We start from the raw sequence: 15670 nt of genomic DNA, 5'->3' as shown, positions 1-15670 counted from the left end.
ACGAGCAGCCGGCGCATTCATCTACGTCACGGATTGAGCATCCAAGGGTGGGCTCGGCGTCCGGCTGATCTGCCTGCCAAAGAGCGACTCCGGCAGGCACAGCTACAATACAAGGGTGGGCAACGCTTGCGTTGCCCACGCGGTTGAGCGCCCCGAGTGGACAAATATGAAGCCGTTTGCCCGCCCCACGGGGACTGGATGAAACCCCTTCGATGGCGTTCAGTGGTGGCGGTCCTAGACCGCTCAGGTGCTGTGGGTCTCTGATGGTTGGTTTCGCCTAAGGGCGACTTACCTTTCTTTGCTTGTGCAAAGAAAGGTAAGCCAAAGAAAGCACACCCCGGCATCCGCAGCCCCGCTGAGGCGGGGCGACCTGCGCGGTGGTCGCCCGCGACGGGTCGGACACACAGGCCATCCATGGCCTGCGTGTCCTCGGCCGGGCATCCATGCCCGGCTCGACCCTGCGTTCGACCCCCACGCAGGTGCTTCTGCAAGGGGGGCCAACATCAAAAGCATTCGCTGGCGCTCACCAAAAGTCCGGAGGAGACCGTAGGGCGGGAAAGCGAAGCGCATCCCGCCTTGCAGGTCTCTCCCAAGGCGGGATGCGCTTCGCTTTCCCGCCCTACTGCGGGGTGATGGCGAGCCCCTACTTTAGCGTGACGGACTGCGCCTCATCCGCCACAACCCCTCGCCCGCGTAAATCACCAGCGCCCCCCAGATGATCCCGAACCCGATCCAGTGCATCTGCAGGAAGGGCTCATGGAACACCAGCACGCCGCAGAGCAACTGCAGCGTCGGCGTGATGTACTGCAGCAGGCCCACCAGCGACAGCGGGATGCGGCGCGCGCCGTAGGCGAACCAGACCAGCGGCAGGGCGGTGACCAGGCCGCCGAGGACCAGCAGCCCGTCGACATGCAGGGCCTGGTGGCCGAAGGCGCCGGTGCCGCGATACTCCCACCACAGCAGCGCGGCGAGCGCGGGCAGGAACAGCAGGCCGCTCTCCACGGCCAGGCCCTGCACGGCCGGCACGGGCATCAGCTTTCGCCACAGGCCGTAGCCGGCGAAGCTCGCGGCGATGGCCAGGGCGATCCAGGGCAGGCGGCCGGCCTGCACGGTCATGTAGATCACGCCGACGGTGGCGATGCCCACGGCCAGCCATTGCAGGGGGCGCAGGCGCTCGCGCAGCACGAAAACGCCGAGCAGCACGCTCAGCAGCGGGTTGATGAAGTAGCCCAGGCTGGTTTCGACGATGTGGCCGACGGTGACGGCCCAGATGTACAGCCACCAGTTGCAGGCGATCAGCAGGGCACTGATCAGCAGCATGCCGACGGTGCGGCGGGACAGCATGCGCAGCCAGCCGAAGCCTTCGTCCAGGCCCAGCCAGATCGCCACCACCAGCGCGCACCAGACGGTGCGGTGCGCCATGGTCTGCACGGCGGGCACCGTGGCCAGCATCTTCCAGTACAGCGGAAACAGGCCCCAGATCAGGTAGGCACCGAGCGCGGCGGTCAGGCCCTTGCGGGTCTCGCTCATGCGGTCGTCGATGGGGCTGAGGGTGTTCATGGCGGGCGGCGGCGCGCAGTGTGCCGCAGCACAGGAAGATGCGCCACGGCGCCGGGCGCGTTAACTTACGCGCCTTCTTCCCAGGGCAGACTTCATGCACGTGCTGGTCACCGGCGGTACTGGCTTCATCGGCAAGGCCCTGTGCCTGGCCCTGCTGGAGCGCGAGTACGAGGTGACGGTGTTCACCCGCAATGGCGGCAAGGCCCGTGAGCTGCCGTTCGGCACGCGCATCGCGATGAAGATGGACGGCATCGGCGGCTTCGACGCCGTGGTCAACCTGGCGGGCGAGAACCTGGCGGAGCACCGCTGGACCGAGGAGCGGCGGCAGATGTTCGTGGACAGCCGGGTGCAGACCACGCGGCGCATGGTCGAATACCTGCGCGCCTGCAGCGACCGGCCGCGGGTGATGGTGTCCGGCTCGGCCATCGGCTGGTATGGCGCCCGCGGCGACGAGATCCTGAACGAGCAGTCCAATTCCGGCGGCTACGACGAGTTCCAGTCCCTGCTGTGTCGCTCCTGGGAGGCCGAGGCGCGCCAGGCCGAGAAGCTGGGTGTGCGGGTCTGCCTGCTGCGTACCGGGATCGTGCTGGAGCGCGACGGCGGGCCGCTGGCCAGGATGCTGCCGCCGTTCCAGGCCGGTCTGGGCGGGCGCCTCGGCAACGGCCGCCAATGGATGTCCTGGATCCACCGGGCGGACCTGGTGGCGATGATCCTGTGGCTGCTGGAGGACGAGCGCTGCCGCGGGGTCTACAACGGCACGGCGCCCGAGCCGGTGACCAACGCGGGCTTCGCCCGCGAACTGGGCCGGGCCCTGGGGCGGCCGGCGCTGCTGCCGATGCCGGGCCTGGCACTCAAGGCGATGGTTGGCGGGATCGCCGATATGTTGTTGACGGGACAGCGGGTTTTCCCCCAGCGCGCCCTGGATGGCGGCTTCCAGTTCCGGTTCCCGGAACTGCCCGGCGCCCTGTCCGACATCCTCCGCAGCACCTGACTGGGGCATCGGTGGTTTCCTACCCTCGCCTGCCCCGCGGGAGGATAGGCTGCGCGCGCGGGGAGGCCTAGAATCGATCCATGAACGTGATGAACTGGAAGGCCGGCAAGGTATACCCCATGACCCGGGGCGAGCCGCGTGCGGAGGCGGGGGATTTCGATCCTGGCCGCTATGAGGCGCTGCTACGCAGCGAGCCCGGCCGCTATGCCGAGATGGTGCGCACGGTCACGGCATTCGGCATCTACCTGATGGACCGCGAGGGCCGCATCCAGAGCTGGAACCTGGGCGCGGAGAACCTGACCGGCTTCGGCGAGCGCGAGGTGGTGGGGCAGCACTTCAGCGCCCTATTCGCCGAGCAGGCACAGCGCGAGGGCCAGGCGCTGCGCAACCTGGACTTTGCCGCCAACAACCGCCATTGCCGCGACGAGCATCGTCGCCGCCGGCTGGGCGGCGAGGAATTCTTCGCGCTGAGCACGCTGGACGTGGTGCGCGACGAGGGTGGCGAGATCCTGGGCTTCGTCGAGGTGTTCCACGACATCAGCGAACAGAAGCAGCGCGAGGAGCGGCTCTACCAGCGCGCGACGCGCGATCCGCTCACCGGTGTGTTCAACCGCGGCCACTTCAACGAGACGGCGGAGCAGGAGATCGAGCGTGCGCGCCGGTTTGCCGAGCCGCTGTCGCTGGCAATGCTCGACATCGACCACTTCAAGAAGATCAACGACACCTACGGGCACGAGGTGGGCGACACCGCCATCATCGGCCTGGCGCGCACCTGCAGCAACAACCTGCGCAAGATCGACTCGCTCGGTCGCCTGGGTGGCGAGGAGTTCGCCGTGCTGCTGCCGCGCGCCAACAAGCAGGCCGCCCTGGAGATGGCGCAGCGTCTGCGGCTGGAGATCGCGGCACAACGCATTCCGCTGCAGGGGCAGGAGATCAGCTACACCGTCAGCATCGGCATCTCCACGCTGTTGCCGACCACGCGCGACCTGGCCGAACTGCTGCGCCATGCCGACGCCGCGCTGTACCAGGCCAAGCGCGAGGGCCGCAACCGGGCGATCGCCTGGTTCGAGTGACAGGCCCGCGCCCTCACAGGTAGGGCGAGAACAGCCACCAGACCGCGTCATACAGCCGTGACGGCAGCGGCCGTTTCTGCAGCGCCTTGGCGTGCAGCAGGGTCGAGCGCTTGCGCAGTTCCTTGAAATGCCGCGCCATGCGCAAGGCGAAGTCGCGGTCGTAGGCTTCCACCACCAGCTCGAAGTTCAGGCGCAGGCTGCGCGGGTCGAGGTTGGCCGAGCCCAGCAGCACGTACTCGTCATCCACGATCAGCAGCTTGCTGTGCACGAAGGGCGGCGGCTGGTAGTAGAGGCGCAGCCCGCGCAGGATCAGGTGCGGCAGCTGGTGGCGCATGGCGCGGAGCATCTTGCCCTGGTCCGACTTGCTGGGCAGCAGGATCTGAATCTGCACGCCGCGGAGCACGGCGGCCTCCATGGCGGCCACCAGTTCCCGCGGCGGCAGGAAGTAGGGCGTCATGATGCGCACGCGGCTGCGCGCCGAGGCCAGCGCCGACAGCAGGATCAGGGTCAGTTGCCCCAGGTCCTCGTTGGGGCCGTCGGTGATCACGCGGCAGATGGCGCCGCCCTCCACTTCCGATGGCGGCTGTGCCGGGCAGGGGCAGTCGCCGCCGCCGGCGTAGCGCCAGTCCTCCCCGAACACCTCGGCGAGCTGCTGCACCACCGGGCCGCGCAGCTCGAAGTGCAGGTCATGCTCGGGCCGGTTGTTTTCCGGGTCCTGTGCCATGTGCCGCAGGCTGATGTTCATTCCGCCGGTGTAGGCCAGCTCGCCGTCCACGATCAGCAGCTTGCGGTGGTTGCGCAGGTTCAGGTGCAGTGACGGCGGCAGCAGCCTGGGCGGGTGGAAGCGCTGCACGTCGACGCCCACTTGGCGCAGGCGGCGGCTGGCGCAGGGGCGGCTCAGGCTGAGCTCGGCGAAGCCGTCCACCAGCACGCAGACCTTCAGGCCGCGCTGCTGCGCGTCGGCCAGCGCGGCGATGAACTGCTCGCCGACCTTGTCCACGTCGAAGATGTAGCTGGCCATGAGCACGGACTCGCGGGCCTGCGCGATGGCCTGGAGCATGTGCGGGTAGGCTTGCTCGCCGTCGTGCAGCGGCTCCACCAGGTTGCCGTCCAGCAAGGGCCGGTGCGTGATGACGTCGGCGGTGCGTGCCAGCTGCTCGAAGGAGGCCGGCACGGCGGGGCGCTCGTGGGACACGCTGCGGCGGTGGCGCGCGTCGCGCTCGTGGTCCAGGCCGACGCCGCGGCCCAGGGTATGGCGCGGCGGGCGCAGCCGGTGCGCGCGAGTCTCCACGCGATTGATGCCGAACAGGAAGTACAGCAGCACGCCGCCGAAGGGCAGCATCACGCAGACCACGATCCAGCCCCAGGCTGCGCGCGGATCGCGCTTCAGCAGCAGGGCATGGCCGCAGGCGAACAGGGCGAGCAGCCACGCGGTGGCGCCGAGCCACAGGGGCCAGTGGCTCATGGGGCTGCGATGTCCAGGGCGATCTCGGTGACCACCGGCAGGTGGTCGGACAGCCGCTCGGCCAGCACGTGTGCGCGGCTGACGTGCAGGCCGTTTCCGGCCAGCACATGGTCGATGGCGCGCGAGGGTTTCCAGCTCGGGTAGGTGGGCATCTCGTGCAGGCTGCGCAGGCCGCAGGACTGCAGCACGCCGTGGGCGGCGAGTTCCGCCGGCTCGCAGTTGAGGTCGCCCACCAGCAGGCTGCGCGGGTGGTTCTGCATGACACCGGCCAGGTACTCCAGTTGCAGCGTGCGCGTGCCGCGCGTGAGCGCCAGGTGAGTGACGATCAGGCGCAGCGGCGCCGAGCCCTGGGGTTGCAGCTCCAGCTCCAGCGCGCCGCGACCGCGCAGGCGGCCGGGCAGCGGATGGTGGCGCACGACCTTGAGGGGGACGCGTGACAGGCAGCCCAGGGCATGCTGTGCGAAGGGGCGCAGGTCACGGTTCACCGCGGCATGCCAGTGCGGGAAGCCGCCCTGGGCGGCGAGATATTCCACCTGGTTCAGCGACTGCGTGCGCAGGCTGCCGGCGTCGGCCTCCTGCAGGGCCACGACGTCATACTGGCTGGCGAGCTGGGCGATGCGATCCAGCTGGGCGCGGACGCCGCGCGAGGGCAACAGGTGCTTCCAGGCGTTGGTCAGGTAGTGGTGATAGCCGTGACTCTGCATGCCGACCTGGATGTTGAGCGACAGCACGCGCAGCGCGGGCGCGGCGGCGATCGTCGGGGCGGCGGTGTCGGTCATGGGAGTCCTGGACCTGGACGGCTTTCTGCCGAGGGTATCACCAAGACTGCGAACGACGATGACAGTTCAGCCTGAGCCGGTTCAGCGTGTCGCCAGGGATTCCCTCAGCCAATCCTCGTTGAATCCCAGCCTGCGTTCGCCCCTGACGACGAAGTACGGGACCGCGTTCTCGCCGTAAGCCTGCAACTGGCGGGCGCACTCCGGGCTGCGGTGGATATCGCAGATCTCGTAGGGAAAGCCGTTGCGGTCCATCCAGCGTCGGGCCTGGCGGCAGGCGGGGCAGGATTCGAAGCCGTACATGAGGATATCGCCCTGCTGTACCGATTCCGCCACGGCCTGGACTTCGGGACGGGGGCCGCCGCCGGGTTGCGAGCCGATGTAGAGCACGGCCAGGAACAGGATCGCCAGCACGATCCACGGACCCTGGGAGCCACCGGGCCCGGAGGCCGGTGCGGTGCGCCTGGGCAGGGGCGGAGGCAGGGCCTGTTCGTGTGGAAGGCGCATGGCCTTGGCGTAGGCCACGCCGCAGGCCGGGCATTGCCAGTCCGGAGCCGGCGTATTTTCGGCGCGCGGTTGTTGGCAGCGGGGACAGATGACCGGCATCTCGGGCCTCGTGGCGGGAGCGCCCATCATAGCGGCCAGCGGTTGTCTGGCGAATGAAAAAGGGCGCCTTGCGGCGCCCTCCGGGTGAAGCGGGAACCAGGCCGGGCTTACGGCGCCGGGTACTTCTGGAACCAGGCGGCGAAGGTGCCGGTGCTGCGGCCCAGCACGTCCAGCGCTGCGGCGCTGTAGGCGGCGGGGTCGGTCTTGGCGGCGTTGCTGGACTTCTTGCGGGCGGCTCCGCCACCGTTGGCCACGCCCATGAAGCCGCCGATCACGTCGAACACCTTCTTGGTCGATGCGTTGTCGGTTTCCTCGATCAGCTCCATGGTGCCGAAGGCCAGGTCGCTGGTGATGCCCTGCTGCAGCGAGACGCTGGCATCCTCACCCTTCGTGGTCAGACCCATCTTGGACTCCTCGGCACGGACCATCGGCGTATTGAAGGTCTTCACCGACATGCCCAGCGAGGCGCCGACTTCGGCATCGCGCGCCATCAGGCCCGAGCGGTTGCCGCTGCTGGTCATGTTGGCGAAGTCCACCACGATCAGCGGGGCAATCACGATGGCTTGCAGCTTCTCCGACAGCGGGGCCAGCAGGCGGTAGCTCTTCTGGTTGAAGGGCGTCTTGTCGGTCCAGCCCATGTCGGCGTAGGTGAAGAACAGCGGCATGCCGGTGGGGGCGAAGGCAATACCCTTGGCGCCAGTGACTTCCTTCTCGTAGGGCTGCGGGCTGGGCTCCACCTCGGCGTGGAAGCTCGCCAGTTCGGAGGCCGGAACGACTTCGCGGCCGGCGGCGGCCAGCTGGGCCAGGAACTCGGCATAGGCCTTGTCGGTGATGGCCTGGAAGGTGGCGGCATCCACGCCCTCCAGCGCGACGTTCATGGATGCCTTGGCGCCGCTGGTGTCGCGGCCCGGCATGTAGCTGGCGCGTACCTGGGCGCTGACGGCGCTGTAGTTGATGAAGACCACGCGGAAGCCGGCCACGGCCACGCGCTTGCTCTTGGGCAGCAGAACGCTGGTCACGCTCTTGCCGAAGGTGCCACCGGTCTGGCCCTTGAAGTAGGAATCCGGCTCCAGTGCCGAAGGTGCGGCGGCAGCAGCGGTGGCGGCGATGGCCGCGTCATCCGCGGAGGCAACGCCGCTGAAGGCGGCGGCCAGCAGCGCAAAGCTGCCCGCCAGGATCGAAGTGGTACGCATGGCAATTCCCTCTGGTTCTGTATGGCATCCATCCGCGGAGCGGGACGGTTGCATCAGAGACTAGGGGGCGGGGACGTCGTGCAGCGCGCCCTTGTTGGGGGGCATGGCACACCCCTAATGGGGGGTGCGTTCTTCTGCTGCAATGCGCTTGATGTGGTGGCAGAAGTCCTCGTCCTCGCCTCGCAGCAGGTCGGGCAGCGCGGCGCGGAAGTCCTCGCGACGGCACCATTCGCGCATGTAGTCCTCCCAGCTCTGCCACATGCGCTGCGTCTGGCGGGGCATGTCGTCTTCATAGACCAGCAGGTAGGCACGCTCGAACAGGGAGATCAGCAGGTCGAACAGCACGCCCTTGCGCTCCTGCTGCTCCTCGTTGAGTTCGGGCGGCGGGCCAGTGCGGCGCAGCAGGTGCAGGTCGGAGTGCTCCAGCACCAGGCGCAGGAAGTCGGCGTACTCGTCGGACAGCTGCTGGTAGATCTCCTCTTCCTCGTTGCGCCGCTCCTTGCGCTGCTCGTAGATGAACACGCCGATGGCCAGCGGCAGGCCGATCACGGTCACCACGTAACTGAGGAACTCCCAGATTTCGAGCATCTCCATGCGCCTGAGTGTACGCCGGGCCAGGTTCCGGAATGTGACGGACCGAGCCGGGGCGGTTCGGAAAACTCCTTTGTCGTCAGCGCCCTGTGCCAGGCGTCTCTCATCACGCCGGGTTCAGGCGGGCTTGTCGAGCACCGCGTAGTAAAAGCCGTCGTGCATGTCGCCGGGCGCGATGCGACGGCCGAATTCGGTGGCCTCGCCCCAGTCGGCCTCGATCTTGGTGGGACGCAGGTCGTCGGACAGGGCCAGGAAACGGCCCATGATCTCGTCGCCCTCGGCGCGCAGGATCGAGCAGGTGGCGTAGACCAGACGCCCGCCTGGCGCCAGCAGTGGCCACAGGGCCTTGAGCAGGCGCATCTGCTGCAACTGCAGTTGGGGGATGTCGGTCTTGCGGCGCAGCCACTTGATGTCCGGGTGGCGGCGGATCACGCCGGTGCCGGAGCAGGGGGCGTCGATCAGGATGCGGTCGTAGAGCTTGCGGTCCCACCACTTGGCGGGGGTGCCGGCGTCACCGGCGACGAGCTGAGCCTTCAGCTTGAGGCGGCGCAGGTTCTCGTCGACGCGAATCAGGCGGCGGCTGTCGCTGTCCAGCGCGGTCAGTTCCAGCGCCTGGCGCTCCAGCATGTGCGCGGTCTTGCCGCCCGGGGCGGCGCAGGCGTCGAGCACGCGCTGGCCGTAGCGCAGGTCCATCAGGTCCGCGGCGAGCTGGGCCGAGGCATCCTGCACCGAGGCATGGCCGGAGTTGAAGCCCGGGATCTTGGACACCGGGCGGGCTTCGTCGAGCATCACCGCGTCGGGGCAGTCGTCCAGCGGCTGCACGCCGATGCCGATTTCGCGGGCGCGCTGCAGCCAGGTGTCGCGCGATATCTCGCGGCGGTTGATGCGCAGCGTCATCGGGCCCTGGCGGTTGTTGGCGGCGAGCAGGCGCTGCCAGTCGTGCGGCCAGTCGGCCTCGAACTTGCCGGCGAGCCAGTCGGGGTGCGAGCTGCGCAGGGCGGGGTCATCCGGCAACTGCGCGTCCAGTGCCTTGCCCTCGCGCTGGTAGCGGCGCAGCACGGCGTTGACCAGGCCACGGGCCGGCGCAAAGTTGAGTTCCTCCACCGCCGAGACGGTTTCGTTGAGCGCGGCGTGGTCGGCCACGTCCATCGAGCGCAGCTGGTACAGGCCGCAGAGCAGCAGGGCGTGAAGCAGGGGATCGGGTGACAGGGGTTTGTCCAGCAGGCGGTCGAGCAGCGCCGACAGCAGGCGGTGGTCGCGGATCACGCCGTAGACCAGGGCCTTCATGAAGGGGAGGTCCGGGAGATCCGGGGGCAGGCCGGCGTAGCAGTCGTCCAGCGAGTGGCCCAGCATGACGCGGGCCACGACGCGCGCCGCGTTCACGCGGCTGTTGCGGGAGGGTTTCATGCGGACATTATCGCCGATCCCCCCGGCGCCCATGTCGGGCTTACTGGCGCAGGGGCACCCGGATGCGGAAGCAGGCTCCCCGCTCGGCGGGCGCCAGTTCGATACCGCCGCCATGGGCGCTCAGCAGCGAGCGGATGATGGCCAGGCCCAGGCCGGTGTTGCCGCTCTGGCGGCGGGTGGTGAAGAAGGGCTCGAAGATGCGATCGGCGTTGGCGGCGGAGATGCCCTGCCCGTTGTCGGCCACGGTGATGATGGCGCAGGGCGGCGTGCCGCCGTCCAGCGCCCAGTCCAGGCGCACGCTGACGCCGGGACCGCCGTGGTGGCGGGCATTGTCCAGCAGGTTGCCGAGGATGGAGTCCAGCGTCTCGGCCGCCATGGAGACCCCGACACTGTCCTGGCGGGAGGGCGCTTGCAGCTTGAGCCCCAGGGCGCGCTGGCGCTCGGCCACGCCGGCGAGCACGGCGGCCAGGTCGCAGGCATCGTCGCCCACGCGCATGACGTCGGCGCGCGCCAGTTCCAGCAGCTTGCGCACCAGGTTCTCCAGGCGCACGGCGTCCTGGTTGAGGATGTTGAGGAAGCGCGAGCGTTCCTCGGCAGACATCTCGGCGCCGTGCTCGCGCAGCAGTTCCACCGAGCCCTGGATGGCGGTCAGCGGGGTCTTGAACTCGTGCGAGACATGTGCGGCGAAGTCGCGGATGTACTGCGCGCGCTGCTCCAGCGTGCGGGCCATGGTGGCCACGGTCTCCGACAGCTCGGCGATCTCCTGCGTGCCGGGGTGCGCCAGCGGCGTTACCGCCCCGGTCTCGCCTCGGGCGGCGCGGTGGGCCTGGTCCACCAGCTGGCGCACCGGCCGGCTGATGGTCAGCGCGCTGAACAGCGTCAGTGCCAGCACCAGGCCCAGCAACGCCAGGCCGGCGAAGGCCAGCGGCTGCATCTTGCCCTCGATGGCCTGGCGCAGGTTGGCCGGCGTGCGCACCAGCAGCACGGCGCCGAGCACGCGGCCTTCGCGCAGGATCGGCTCGGCGACGTAGACGCGCAGGCGCGCGCCGCGGCTGATGGAATCCAGCGGCGGTGCGGGCTGGGTGTCGCTGCGCCGCGCGCGCATCGTGCTGACCGCGGCGCCGCCCAGCGCGCGGCGCACTTCCTCGTGGTTCATCAGCGACAGGCCGAGGTCGCTTTCGTCGCGGTCGCGGGTGGAGGCCACCACCACGCCGCGGTAGTCCACCACGGCGATGCCGGCCAGCGTGGTGCGCTGGGCCTGTTGCAGGATCGGGTTCAGTTCCTGCCCGATGCGCCAGGCCAGCGGATCGGCGTTGTCCGCGCCGGCTTCCGGCGACGGCGCAGTGGGCAACACGCGGTCCTCGGCCAGGTCCAGCACCGGGGCGCGCGGGCGCCAGTGCTCGTTGGGGTCCCGGTCCTTGGGCGTGGCCACCAGCACGTAGCCGTAGTCCTCCAGCGCGCGGTTGGCGGCGATGGGGTCGCCGCTGTCGGGCGCGGTGAGACGCTCGGCGGTGGCGCGGTAGCTGGCGGCGACGAAGGCGGCCTGTGCGATCAGCTCCGATTCGGTCTGGCGGATCAGCGCGCTCTCGTAGAGGCGCAGCCAGATGATGCCGCCCAGCGGCAGCGCCAGGATCACCAGGTTGGTGAGCAGCAGGATGCTGCGCAGGCGGAACCGGAACAGGTTTCTCAACTACATGGCCCCAGCTTGTAGCCGATCCCGTGGACGGTTTCGATGGGGCGAGCCGGATCAAGGCGAATGTCCAGTGGACATTCGCCCCGGTGAGCGCCCGGCCAAGGATGGCCGGGCCGGGGCTCAATCAGGAGACAAGGTCGCGCCATGGATGGCAATCCCTCGTGAATCATGTGCAGGGTCCGAGTTTGTATCCGATCCCGTGAACGGTCTCGATAGGGTCTATTCCGACCGCTTCGAGTTTTGCCCGCACGCGCCGCACGTGGCTGTCGATGGTGCGGTCGCTGACGATCTTGTGCAACTCGTAGGCCTCGCCCATCAGCAGGTCGCGCGTGCAGACGCGGCCGGGCCGCGTCATCAGCGTGCGCAGGATGCCGAACTCGGTCAGCGTCAGCACGATCTCCCGGTCGTCCCACCAGGCCTTGTACTGCTCCGGATCCAGGCTCAGGCGGCCGTGCTGCAGGCGCTGCGGCGCGGGCTCGGCGGGCGCGCTGCTGCGGCGCAGGCAGGCGCGGATGCGGGCCACCAGCTCGCGCGGCGAGAAGGGCTTGGCCATGTAGTCGTCGCCGCCCAGTTCCAGGCCGACGATGCGGTCCACCTCGTCGTCGCGGGCGCTGAGGAAGATGATCGGCGTCTGGCGCTGCGTCGGGTCGGCGCGCAGCCGGCGGCAGACCTCGGTGCCGTCCAGCTCGGGCATGGTGATGTCGAGCACCACCAGGTCGGGCCGCTCACTGGCGTGGCGCTGCAGCGCCTGCGCGCCGTTGTCGGCGGTGACGGTGCGGAAGCCGGCCTTCTGCAGCGCGAAGCAGACCACTTCGCGGATGTTGGGATCGTCGTCTACGACCAGGATCGTCTGCATGTTCGGCGGCGGAGGCAGGGAAAGTGGGGGCATCCTAGCGGCAAGCGCGGGGGTTGCGGCAAGCGCGCTCATGCGGCGCGACCCAGCGCGGCGGCCAGCAGCAGCAGCGCCAGCGGTGCCAGGGGCAGCCAGGCGATGGCGTTCAGCCCTGACCAGGCCTTGAGCAGGGCATGCCAGAGCGGCCCCTCCCCGCGGTCGGGCGCACGCAGGACCGGGATGGCGCAGAGGATGATCAGCGCGGGTGCCAGCAGCATCGACAGGAACATGCCGCGCAGGCCGGCTCCCCAGCCCAGGGCGTCGGCCCAGAACACCAGGGCCAGTGTGACCAGCAGGTAGCCGTGGCCGGCAAGCAGGAAGACCCACCAGAAGGCGGGCCACAGGCCCAGGCGGGCGGTTGCGGGTGCAGCGGGTGATCGAGTGGACATGGCCGCCAGTGGAGAGGATGTGCGGCGCAGCCTAGCCCTGCCGGCACCCGCAAAAGCCGGACTGCACTGCATTTGCACAATCTTCCTTGGCCTTTGCACGGGGTGCGTCCTGGCCTTGCACCGCCGGGCGGGAGACTGCATCCCGTACCACAGGGAGTGCTCACCATGTCCACCGCCACCACCGTTCACGCTGCCCTCAGCCTGCGCCGCCGCGGCCTGCTGTTCGCAGGCTTCGTCGCCGCGCTGTTCCTGCTGCCGGCCATGGCCGCGATGGCAGCTCAGCCCATCGCCGGTACGCTGGTCGGCGGGGACAGCGGTGAACTGCCAAGCCTGAGGACCGAGATCCGGGCCGACATCCAGGGCGACCGTGCCGAGATCACGGTGGTCCAGGTCTTCATCAACCCCCACCGGCAGGCGCAGGAGGCCTGCTTCCGGTTTCCGCTGTACCGCGATGCCGCGGTGCAGGAGATGCGTCTGGCGATCGGCGACGGTGCCGAGACCGCCTTGTCCGAGGCGGCGCTGCATGTCCGCAAGACCGCTGCCGACGAGGCCGGGCAGGAGTTCGTGCAGCGCCTGGCCGACCTGCCGCCGGGACAGACCGTGCGCATCGTGCTGCGCTACCGCCAGACGGTGCCGACCTTCCGCGGTACGCACGAACTGGTGCTTCCCTTGGCAAAGGGAGGCGAGGCCATCGCCCCCGAGCGCCTGTCGCTGAAGGTGGCGCTGCACGGCGGGCTGCCGGTGCGCAGCGTGAGCAGCAGCCACGCCCTGAAGGCGCAGCCGCGTTCGCCCTGGGCCTGGGACATCGGCCTGGCGCCGGGCCAGCGCGTGGCCCCGGGTGATTTCGTGCTGCGCTACCAGCTGGCCGAGGCGGCGGACCCTGAAGGCCTAGCCCTGTAGGGAGACACCCCAAGCATAGTGGGATGCCCCGACGGTCGATGCCGCAGACGGACGATGGAATGCCGCCGAGCCGCGCTTCATAATGCGCGGCATTAGTGGTTACAAAAGTTCCGTCCGGAGGAATCCCCCGATGATGAAGTCCCTGTTGCGGGCGTCTGCGCTCGCCGTTGCCCTGTCCCTGTCCGGCTGCGGCAGTTCGTCCGCGCCGGTCGACGATGGCGCCGGTGGTGCTGGCGCCAAGTGGTTCGATTACGAGCGTGCCGAGGAATTCGCCGGCATGAAGCAGATGCCGGAGCAGAAGGTGGAGATGAGCGACGGCGTGAAGCTGTCGGTCAAGGTGGCGCTGCCCACCGATGCCGAGGGCAACGTCGCCAACTTCCCGCTGCCGGTGATCCTGACCCAGACCGGCTACAACAAGAGCCTGGCCACCGTGATCCCGGCCTTCCCCACCTTCAACAGCTTCTTCGTGCAGCGTGGCTACGCCCACGTGGCCGTGGACGTGCGCGGCACCGGCGTGTCCGAGGGCGACTGGGAGGCGTTCAGCGCCCGCGAGCAGCTGGACTACAAGGAGATCATGGATTGGGTCGCCGTGCAGCCCTGGAGCAACGGCAAGGTCGGCACCTGGGGCCCGTCGTTCATGGGCATCACCCAGATCTTCACGGCGGCGCACCAGCATCCGGCGCACAAGACGGTGTTCGCGATCGTGCCGATGGGCGACGCCTACCGCGACATCGTCTTCGCGGGCGGCCAGGTCAACGCTGGCTTCATCCCGCTGTGGATGCTGCTGGTCACCGGCCTGGGCGTACTGCCGGCCGAGCCGAACCCTGACGCGCTGCTGATCTCCCTGGACCACGCGCTGGATGCGGTGCTGAAGTTCCAGGTGCCGACCATCGTCAACGCGCTGACCGGCGGGCAGGACCGCAACTACGACAGCGAGTTCTGGCGCACCCGCTCGCCGATCGAGGTAGCGGACCGCGTGAAGGTCCCCACCTTCATCGTCGGCGGCCTCAACGACATCTTCCAGCGTGGCGAGCCGATGCTGTACGAGGTGATCAAGCGCAACACCACCACCAAGCTGCTGGTGGGCCCCTGGCAGCACTTGGGCGCTTCTACCGGCGCCGGCCTGCCGGTGGACGGCGTGCCCGACCTGAACCACATCGCGCTGATGTGGTTCGACAAGTACCTCAAGGGCCTGAACACCGGTGCCGAGCGCGTGCCCAACGTCACGCAGTTCCTCAGCGGCGAGGGCCATTACTCCATCGCCAGCGACTGGCCGCATCCGAGGGCTCGCGCGGAGCGCTGGTACCTGCGCGGCGATCGCGGCCTGACCCGTGAGCAGCCGGCGGCCGACGAGGGCAGCAACGTCACCTCGCCGGTCGTGTCGCTGCTCAACATCTGCTCGCAGAGCAGTTCCCAGTGGACCGCCGGCGTGCTGGGCGTGATCCCCCTGCCCTGCCTGCAGGGCAACAACAACATCAACGAGCTGCCGCTGATCGGCGCGGTGACCTACACCACCGAGCCGATGGAGCAGGACTACTACATCAACGGCCCGATCCAGGCCGATCTGTGGATTTCCAGCCTGGTGACGGACGCCGGCATTGCGGCTCGCATCACCTCGGTGGCGCCCAACGGCACTTCCACGGAACTGACCAACGGCATCCTCACCGCCTCGCTGCGTGCCATTGATGAGTCGCGCTCGCGCAAGCTCAACGGCGTGATGATCCAGCCCTGGCATCCGTACACCGAGGCGTCGCGCCAGATGCTCAAGCCCGGCGAGCCGGTGCTGGCCAGCGTGGAAATCTTCCCCACCAGCACGGTGATCAAGAGGGGCCACAGCCTGCGCATCGCGATCAGCACGGCCGATTTCCCGCATGGCCTGCCGCCGGTGGGTGACCTGCTCAACCAGCTGCTGGGCGTGATGACGATCCGCAGCGACGCGGAGCATCCGTCGAGCGTGGTGGTGCCGGTGGTGCCGGTTGCGGCGATCGAGGCGCCGCGTTGAGGCGAGTGGGTTGACCCGTCCTGAAGTAGGTTGACACCTATGCGGGATAAAGCTGGTTGCTAAAGTATGCTGGATACAGACGCCCGATGGACTTCATCGGGCGTTTTGTATTTGAGGGCCAAGTGTGGCCGT

14 protein-coding genes are annotated in these 15670 nt (G+C 68.8%); 4 read left to right on the top strand and 10 right to left on the bottom strand.

What is annotated here, in order from left to right; genetic code table 11:
- Positions 1–648 precede the first annotated feature (648 nt).
- A complete protein-coding gene (gene rarD / locus QT386_RS23065; protein ID WP_367401487.1) occupies positions 649–1530 on the bottom strand; it encodes an EamA family transporter RarD in 882 nt (293 codons plus the stop codon).
- A gap of 124 nt (positions 1531–1654) precedes the next feature.
- Here rarD and QT386_RS23060 point away from each other — a divergent pair, with 124 nt between their 5' ends.
- On the top strand, positions 1655–2551 hold the full coding sequence (locus QT386_RS23060; protein WP_289276108.1) for a TIGR01777 family oxidoreductase: 897 nt from the start codon (positions 1655–1657) through the stop codon (positions 2549–2551).
- Positions 2552–2631: 80 nt separating this feature from the next.
- Entirely contained in the window at positions 2632–3624 is a 993-nt protein-coding gene (locus tag QT386_RS23055; protein ID WP_289276107.1) for a sensor domain-containing diguanylate cyclase, read from the top strand.
- A 13-nt stretch (positions 3625–3637) separates the two neighbouring features.
- On the opposite strand, the gene QT386_RS23050 is transcribed toward QT386_RS23055, so the two are convergent.
- The 9 genes from QT386_RS23050 to QT386_RS23010 form a co-directional block, all read right to left on the bottom strand.
- Positions 3638–5089 carry a phospholipase D-like domain-containing protein gene (locus QT386_RS23050; RefSeq protein ID WP_289276106.1) on the bottom strand — a complete coding sequence of 484 codons (1452 nt, stop codon included), beginning with the start codon at positions 5087–5089 and terminating at the stop codon, positions 3638–3640.
- Complete coding sequence (locus QT386_RS23045; RefSeq protein ID WP_289276105.1) at positions 5086–5868, bottom strand: endonuclease/exonuclease/phosphatase family protein; 783 nt, start codon at positions 5866–5868, stop codon at positions 5086–5088. Before QT386_RS23045 ends, QT386_RS23050 begins: the two co-directional genes overlap by 4 nt.
- An 81-nt stretch (positions 5869–5949) precedes the next feature.
- A complete protein-coding gene (locus QT386_RS23040; RefSeq protein WP_289276104.1) occupies positions 5950–6471 on the bottom strand; it encodes a glutaredoxin family protein in 522 nt (173 codons plus the stop codon).
- A 107-nt stretch (positions 6472–6578) separates the two neighbouring features.
- Entirely contained in the window at positions 6579–7664 is a 1086-nt protein-coding gene (locus QT386_RS23035; protein ID WP_289276103.1) for a hypothetical protein, read from the bottom strand.
- 114 nt (positions 7665–7778) lie between these two features.
- Complete coding sequence (locus tag QT386_RS23030) at positions 7779–8258, bottom strand: hypothetical protein (RefSeq protein WP_367401486.1); 480 nt, start codon at positions 8256–8258, stop codon at positions 7779–7781.
- A gap of 114 nt (positions 8259–8372) precedes the next feature.
- Positions 8373–9662 (bottom strand): 16S rRNA (cytosine(967)-C(5))-methyltransferase RsmB, encoded by a 1290-nt coding sequence (gene rsmB / locus QT386_RS23025; protein WP_289276101.1) that lies wholly within the window; start codon positions 9660–9662, stop codon positions 8373–8375.
- 40 nt (positions 9663–9702) lie between these two features.
- Positions 9703–11352: a cell wall metabolism sensor histidine kinase WalK gene (locus QT386_RS23020; RefSeq protein ID WP_289276100.1), complete on the bottom strand. Its 1650-nt coding sequence runs from the start codon at positions 11350–11352 to the stop codon at positions 9703–9705.
- A gap of 169 nt (positions 11353–11521) precedes the next feature.
- Positions 11522–12211 carry a response regulator transcription factor gene (locus QT386_RS23015; protein ID WP_289276099.1) on the bottom strand — a complete coding sequence of 230 codons (690 nt, stop codon included), beginning with the start codon at positions 12209–12211 and terminating at the stop codon, positions 11522–11524.
- 68 nt (positions 12212–12279) lie between these two features.
- The gene (locus QT386_RS23010; protein ID WP_289276098.1) at positions 12280–12636 is read right to left on the bottom strand and encodes a hypothetical protein; all 357 of its coding nucleotides are present in this window, start codon (positions 12634–12636) and stop codon (positions 12280–12282) included.
- Between the two features lie 165 nt (positions 12637–12801).
- Between QT386_RS23010 and QT386_RS23005 the strand changes: the two genes are divergently transcribed.
- Together QT386_RS23005 and QT386_RS23000 are read left to right on the top strand one after the other, a co-directional pair.
- On the top strand, positions 12802–13536 hold the full coding sequence (locus QT386_RS23005) for a VIT domain-containing protein (protein WP_289276097.1): 735 nt from the start codon (positions 12802–12804) through the stop codon (positions 13534–13536).
- A gap of 130 nt (positions 13537–13666) precedes the next feature.
- A complete protein-coding gene (locus tag QT386_RS23000; RefSeq protein WP_289276096.1) occupies positions 13667–15538 on the top strand; it encodes a CocE/NonD family hydrolase in 1872 nt (623 codons plus the stop codon).
- Positions 15539–15670: the final 132 nt, after the last annotated feature.

The organism is Solimonas sp. SE-A11, assembly GCF_030345715.1.
Lineage (GTDB): Bacteria > Pseudomonadota > Gammaproteobacteria > Nevskiales > Nevskiaceae > Solimonas_A.
The sequence above is the reverse complement of the archived record's forward strand: the minus strand, read 5'-3'. Positions and strand labels throughout refer to the sequence as shown.

Coding starts and splice junctions, on each gene's coding strand:
- rarD (WP_367401487.1), bottom strand. CDS start 1,530: ATGAGCGAGACCCGCAAGGGCCTGACCGCCGCGCTCGGTGCCTACCTG.
- QT386_RS23060 (WP_289276108.1), top strand. CDS start 1,655: ATGCACGTGCTGGTCACCGGCGGTACTGGCTTCATCGGCAAGGCCCTG.
- QT386_RS23055 (WP_289276107.1), top strand. CDS start 2,632: ATGAACGTGATGAACTGGAAGGCCGGCAAGGTATACCCCATGACCCGG.
- QT386_RS23050 (WP_289276106.1), bottom strand. CDS start 5,089: ATGAGCCACTGGCCCCTGTGGCTCGGCGCCACCGCGTGGCTGCTCGCC.
- QT386_RS23045 (WP_289276105.1), bottom strand. CDS start 5,868: ATGACCGACACCGCCGCCCCGACGATCGCCGCCGCGCCCGCGCTGCGC.
- QT386_RS23040 (WP_289276104.1), bottom strand. CDS start 6,471: ATGCCGGTCATCTGTCCCCGCTGCCAACAACCGCGCGCCGAAAATACG.
- QT386_RS23035 (WP_289276103.1), bottom strand. CDS start 7,664: ATGCGTACCACTTCGATCCTGGCGGGCAGCTTTGCGCTGCTGGCCGCC.
- QT386_RS23030 (WP_367401486.1), bottom strand. CDS start 8,258: ATGGAGATGCTCGAAATCTGGGAGTTCCTCAGTTACGTGGTGACCGTG.
- rsmB (WP_289276101.1), bottom strand. CDS start 9,662: ATGAAACCCTCCCGCAACAGCCGCGTGAACGCGGCGCGCGTCGTGGCC.
- QT386_RS23015 (WP_289276099.1), bottom strand. CDS start 12,211: ATGCAGACGATCCTGGTCGTAGACGACGATCCCAACATCCGCGAAGTG.
- QT386_RS23010 (WP_289276098.1), bottom strand. CDS start 12,636: ATGTCCACTCGATCACCCGCTGCACCCGCAACCGCCCGCCTGGGCCTG.
- QT386_RS23005 (WP_289276097.1), top strand. CDS start 12,802: ATGTCCACCGCCACCACCGTTCACGCTGCCCTCAGCCTGCGCCGCCGC.
- QT386_RS23000 (WP_289276096.1), top strand. CDS start 13,667: ATGATGAAGTCCCTGTTGCGGGCGTCTGCGCTCGCCGTTGCCCTGTCC.